The organism is Nonomuraea sp. H19 (assembly GCF_052068215.1).
Classification (GTDB): Bacteria; Actinomycetota; Actinomycetes; order Streptosporangiales; family Streptosporangiaceae; genus Nonomuraea.
In genome coordinates this window covers 1-2,020 of sequence record NZ_JBQHCV010000103.1, presented here as the reverse complement: position 1 = coordinate 2,020, position 2,020 = coordinate 1, and the positions used below count along the sequence as shown (strand labels likewise).

Here is a 2,020-nt window from a genome sequence, read left to right as displayed (position 1 = left end):
GCGGCGCGTGAAGCGGCCCTGTTATCTGCGGCAAGGAGGACACGGTGCCCGTTGTGGTGCAACTGCCGGCAGGCCGGCACCTGACGGTCCGCGCCGCGGCCGACGCCTTCCTGGACACCCTGCCCAACCCCGACACCGTGCGCGCCTACGCCGCTGGCGTCGGCAAGATCGCGCTGCGGCTCGGCAAGCATCGCCCGCTCGCGGTGGTGGCCGACGACGAGATCGGTGAGGCCCTGGAGGCGCTGTGGGGCGGAGCGGCGGTCACCACCTGGAACGCCCGCCGCGCCGCCGTACTGTCCTGGCTGGCCTGGTGCCGCGAGCGCGGCCAGGCCGCCCCGGCCGTGCCCGGCTGGGCCAAGCGGTCGGCGACCCCCGACAGCCAGACCCCAGCCCGTTCCAAGACCGCGATCGACCGGCTGATCGCATGCCGTGACGTCGGCGTCCGGGAGAAGACCCTCTATGGGCTCCTGTATGAGACGGCCGGACGGGCCGAGGAAATCCTGACGCCTAACGTCGAGGACCTGGCCCTGACTGCCCGTCAGGCGCGGGTCAAGGCCAAGGGTGCCCGTGCCAAGACCCGCCGCCGCGGCCAGGCCCGCGAGGACTTCGTGCTGGAGACCGTTTACTGGGACGCCGGCGCTGCTCGGCTGCTACCTCGCCTGCTCAAAGGCCCCACCCGCGGCCCTGTCTTCGTCACCCACCGGCGCCCCGGCCCTGGCAAGGTCGTCAGCCTCCGCGACGTGTGCCCCGACACCGGCCTGGCCCGTCTGTCCTATGGCCAGGCCCGCGCCCTGCTGGATGAGGACACCGCGTTGAACGGCCCCGGCACGGGTTGGGACCTGCACGAATTTCGCCACTCGGCGCTGACCCACCTGGCGAGGCGGGTGCGGGCCTCCTGATGCTGATGGCCAAATCCCGGCACAAGAAACCGGAGAACCTGCGGCGCTACTTCAAGCCCTCACCGGACGCCATTGCCGAGATCACCAGCCTGCTCGCCCCTCGGACCAGCGGCTGACCTGCCTCGACTCGCTCACTCAAGATCGCGATTGTGGGTTTTGGGCTTATCTTGGCTGTACCCCCAGGGTGACTTCCCCGCTGTCCCGGCCCGCTCCCTTCCCCGCAGGACAGGATGGTCCTCATGCCGGCGCGAAGCGAGTGGATCCACTACCCGGTGTTTGAGGTGGTGAAGGTCACCCGCTTGCCCCGTGCCCAACGAGATCCGCGGCCCGGACTGCCCTCTATTCCAGAAGGACCTAAGCCGAAGTGGCGGCGGATGCGGAGACGCGGGATAGCCATGATGACGTGCGGAAAACGGCGCTAGACCACGTCGAACTCTCGTCGTCGTCCTCGGCAGCCGTCTCGCTGATGGGCTCTTGGCCGTCGCCGACCGCCTCGGCCACCGCGCGGCCGCCATCGTCGATGCCGACCAGCGTATAGATGCGCTCGGTCGTCTCGGGGCTCAATCGGGAGCAGATCCGCACTGACCAGGCGACCTCCGCGTTGTGCAGGGCCGAGGCCACGATCCGGGAGATCCGTCCAGGTGTCGGCGGTTCGATCCGCTCCTCGCGCAGATGCTTGAGCAGTTCCTCCCGCACCGGTCAGGCCGGGCGCTCGGCATGCGCGACGTTCTCGGCCAGCCACCCCGCCAGCTTGGTGGCGTCCGCGGTCGTGCAGGTGCGAAAGCCCAGGTGCGTACGGATCTGGCTGCGGTGGTACTCGATCGTGGAGCCGGGCCACTCGTAGAAGCCCAGCTCCGAGGCAGGAACTTGAACCTGCTTGGCCACGTGCTGGACCACATCGTCCGGCAGCTCTGAGCGACCGCGCGGGAATCGGCCGTGCTACGTGTAGAACTTCAGCAAGATCGTGAAGCCGAGTCGCGTGGCGTCGCGCTTGCCGGCGACGAGGTCGCGCTCTTCGTCCAGGATCGTCCAGTGCTCGACCAGCGTCGATGTGCATCGAGAGGTGTTTCATGTCCGCCCAGCATTGACCAGGCAAGTCACAGCAAGATCAACGCCGTTGT

The 2,020-nt window shown here is 68.7% G+C and carries 3 protein-coding genes and 1 pseudogene; 2 read left to right on the top strand and 2 right to left on the bottom strand.

The annotated features are described in order from the left end of the window. Window positions 1–44 precede the first annotated feature (44 nt). Window positions 45–899, top strand: a complete 855-nt coding sequence (locus ACTMTI_RS56725) for a tyrosine-type recombinase/integrase (RefSeq protein ID WP_441129382.1) — start codon at window positions 45–47, stop codon at window positions 897–899. 354 nt (window positions 900–1,253) lie between these two features. Here the strand turns inward: ACTMTI_RS56725 and ACTMTI_RS56720 are convergent, their stop codons facing one another. Together ACTMTI_RS56720 and ACTMTI_RS56715 are read right to left on the bottom strand one after the other, a co-directional pair. Next, a complete protein-coding gene (locus ACTMTI_RS56720; RefSeq protein ID WP_441129381.1) occupies window positions 1,254–1,595 on the bottom strand; it encodes a hypothetical protein in 342 nt (113 codons plus the stop codon). A gap of 3 nt (window positions 1,596–1,598) precedes the next feature. Further along, window positions 1,599–1,823, bottom strand: a pseudogene (locus ACTMTI_RS56715) (DUF4158 domain-containing protein); the annotation flags it as partial. A 12-nt stretch (window positions 1,824–1,835) separates the two neighbouring features. On the opposite strand from ACTMTI_RS56715, the gene ACTMTI_RS56710 reads away from it, so the two are divergent. Next, a partial coding sequence (locus ACTMTI_RS56710; RefSeq protein ID WP_441129380.1) for a hypothetical protein occupies window positions 1,836–2,020 on the top strand: 185 nt, incomplete at its 3' end.